Genomic DNA, 2,643 nt, shown 5'->3' with positions numbered 1-2,643 from the left:
TCCTCGAATTTTCCATCCTTGTGGATTACGTCCTTTTTCCTGTCGTTAAGCCTTATTGTAACATCGTTATGCATAAGCTCGTGGCTGAGGAAAAACTGCTTAATCATGTCGCCTTTGTAGCCAAGGCAAAGCACAAAGTCGTTGAAGCCGTAATGCGCGTAGGTCTTCATTATGTGCCAGAGGATTGGCAGCCCGCCTACAGTCACCATGGGCTTTGGTTTGTACTCAGTTTCCTCGCGCAGCCGCGTTCCCTCGCCGCCGCAAAGAATGACAACTTTTTGCCTTTCCATATGAACCAGTTTTCCAAAAACCGCGTTTCCTGCCATTTCATTTTGCTTCAAAGCCCGTCCCAACTAGGCTATTTCTTTATCGGGCACCTAATCTCTCTCACCATAAATTTATAATGAATAGACTATTAACTTTTCCATTGGCGGCATTGGGCAGATTAGGGCTAAAATATGGCAAAAAACGTGGCAGGGAAACCAAAAGGCTTTGGGGAGCTTGAAGCACAGGCAAGAAACATCAGAAAGCTTGTGCTTGGCATGATACACAAGTCAAATTCGTCCCACATCGGCACCTCGTTTTCAATAGTGGAGCTTCTTGTCGGCCTTTATTTCTCGGCCCTTCGTGTGGACCCGGCCAGGCCCCAATGGGCACAAAGGGATTATTTTTTGCTTTCCAAGGGCCACGGGTGCGCGGCCCTGTATGCGACTCTTGCAAGGCGCGGGTTTGCAGATGAAAAAATGCTTGACGGCTTTTCAGTGGACGGCGGCACGCTTTGGGGCCACTCCACCTGGAAGACAATGCCTGGAATCGAGGCGTCAACAGGCTCGCTTGGCCATGGGCTTCCAATAGGCGTCGGCCTTGCGCTTGCCGCAAAGCTTGACAAAAGGCCAAACAGGGTTTTCGTGCTTTTGGGGGACGGAGAGTGCGACGAGGGCAGCGTCTGGGAGGCGCTGCTTTATGCTGGCCACAAAAAGCTTGACAATCTTGTCGCAATAATAGACTACAACAAGGTGCAGTCGTTTGGCAACACAAAGGATGTGCTTGACTTGGAGCCGTTTTCAGACAAATGGAAGGCTGCAAACTGGGCTGCAAGGGAGATTGACGGGCATGATTTTGGGCAAATCACCAAGGCTCTGGCATCAGTGCCATTTGAGCCAGGCAAGCCCTCTGTTGTCATTGCCCACACGGTAAAAGGAAAAGGCGTCAGCTTCATGGAAAACAGCCTTGACTGGCATTACAAGACCCCTGACAAGGAACAGCTGGAAAAATCAATTGGTGAGATTGATGCGAAAAACATTTGTAAAGACACTTCTTGAGCTTGCCTCAAAGGACAAAAACACAATGGTCGTCACTGCCGACCTTGGCTACTCTGTCTTTGAGCCGTTCATGGAACAATATCCAAACAACTATCTTAATGTCGGGGTGGCAGAAGCCAACATGATTGGCGTTTGTGCAGGGCTAGCACTAGCCGGCAAAAAGCCCATCGCCTACTCCATAACTCCCTTCATTGCCCTGCGTGATTTGGAGCAGGTGCGCATTGACGTGTGCTACCACAACCTTCCAATCATACTTGTTGCAAGCGGGGCCGGCCTGTGCTACGGCTCGCTTGGTCCGACCCACCATGGCACTGAGGATATTGCCGCTATGCGTATGATGCCAAACATGACAGTCACTGCGCCAGCAGACCCCTACGAGTTGGGGGAGCTTTTCACACAGGGCTACAGGCTCAATGCGCCGTTTTACATGCGCATTGGCAGGTCCACCGAGCCTTCTGTGCACGGGGAGGATTCCAAGCCGCAAATAAAGCTTGGCAAAGGCGTGACTGTGCGCGACTACGGGGGCGCTTTTGCTCTAATCGCGTGCGGCAACATGGTCTACACGGGCCTTAAGGCACTTGAGGCCTTGCACGAAAAAGGGCTTGGCGGAAAACTTATTTCAATGCACACAATCAAGCCTCTTGACGCAAGCCTTGTTCAGTCGCTTGGGGAAAAGATGCCGGTCTTCACACTTGAGGAGCACTCCATAATGGGGGGGCTTGGAAGCGCAGTTGCAGAGTGCCTTGCTGACGCAAACATTAAGCCTGCTGCCTTCAGGCGCTTTGCGCTTGCCGACTCGTTCCAGAAAAAAGTCGGCACGCACGAATACCTGCGCAAGCTTAACGGGCTTGACGTGCCAACAATTTCTGACCAGATACAAAAACTTGTCAAGGGAATTTAGGGTATAATTGTTGACTTATGCTGCGCAACTTTCGGCTGAAGGCAAAAGTTGGAAAAAATGGCAAAACTTCTCTCAATTTGCATCACATCCTTTAACCGCAAGGATGCCATTGAACGGCTTTTGGCCCAGCTTGAGCTTGTGGCAACTCCGCACCTGCGCGATGTGGAGGTGTGCATAACAGACAACTGCTCTACAGACGGCTCATGGGAGCTATTTACGCAGCTCAAGCAAAAAACAAGGCTTGACCTGCACTTGTCCAGAAACAACACCAACATCGGCTTTGATGCAAACTACCTCAAATCAATCCAAATGGGGACAGGGCAGTGGGTCTGGACATGCGGGGATGACGATTATCCGGCACACGCAGGCTTTGAGGCGCTTTTGGCTGCCCTCAAATCAGGCAATTACACAGATGCGCCG

General features: G+C 50.9%; 4 protein-coding genes. 3 read left to right on the top strand and 1 reads right to left on the bottom strand.

Annotated elements, in window-relative coordinates; translation table 11 throughout:
• Positions 1-290: glucose-1-phosphate cytidylyltransferase (locus FJZ26_05450; GenBank protein ID MBM3229852.1), on the bottom strand; the 290-nt coding region annotated here is incomplete at its 3' end.
• 168 nt (positions 291-458) lie between these two features.
• Between FJZ26_05450 and FJZ26_05445 the strand changes: the two genes are divergently transcribed.
• The 3 genes from FJZ26_05445 to FJZ26_05435 all read left to right on the top strand — a co-directional run.
• Positions 459-1,322, top strand: coding sequence for a transketolase (locus tag FJZ26_05445; GenBank protein MBM3229851.1), 864 nt, complete (start codon positions 459-461; stop codon positions 1,320-1,322).
• The gene (locus FJZ26_05440; GenBank protein MBM3229850.1) at positions 1,291-2,223 is read left to right on the top strand and encodes a hypothetical protein; all 933 of its coding nucleotides are present in this window, start codon (positions 1,291-1,293) and stop codon (positions 2,221-2,223) included. The genes FJZ26_05445 and FJZ26_05440 overlap by 32 nt, the downstream gene beginning before the upstream one ends.
• Before the next feature lie 57 nt (positions 2,224-2,280).
• The coding region (locus FJZ26_05435; protein MBM3229849.1) for a glycosyltransferase family 2 protein at positions 2,281-2,643 on the top strand (363 nt) is incomplete at its 3' end.

It is taken from the genome of Candidatus Parvarchaeota archaeon (genome assembly GCA_016866895.1).
Classification (GTDB): domain Archaea; phylum Micrarchaeota; class Micrarchaeia; order Anstonellales; family VGKX01; genus VGKX01.
The sequence above is the reverse complement of the archived record's forward strand: the minus strand, read 5'-3'. Positions and strand labels throughout refer to the sequence as shown.

Bases quoted from the DNA above. Each gene is read 5' to 3' on its own strand.
- FJZ26_05440 (MBM3229850.1), top strand. From the start codon at position 1,291: ATGCGAAAAACATTTGTAAAGACACTTCTTGAGCTTGCCTCAAAGGAC.
- FJZ26_05445 (MBM3229851.1), top strand. From the start codon at position 459: ATGGCAAAAAACGTGGCAGGGAAACCAAAAGGCTTTGGGGAGCTTGAA.